1 pseudogene is annotated in these 259 nt (G+C 46.3%); it reads right to left on the minus strand.

The features are described 5' to 3' along the window. Positions 1-147: pseudogene (locus tag AC6UD0_RS07435) on the minus strand (ISL3 family transposase); the annotation flags it as partial. Positions 148-259: the final 112 nt, after the last annotated feature.

Consider the following 259-nt stretch of genomic DNA (forward strand, 5'->3'; position numbering starts at 1 on the left):
GGTTAACCGGTAAGTCAGCTCGGCATCAATCACATGATACTGGCGGCGACGTACCCCGTTGCCGCGATATTCATGACGAACAAAGGCTACTTTGATATTATGGTCTGGTATTCCAAGGACGGACAGTGTAGGATCGTATTGGGACATTTACTCATAACCTCGCTTGCTTTTGGTTTCGACGCTAACAAGCATAGCATGGACACTGAGTAGGTGTCTTTTTGCGTTATCCAAAAAGGGCCTACACGTTCAGTGTTGATTA

Source organism: Fructilactobacillus sp. X7R9C1, from assembly GCF_059901005.1.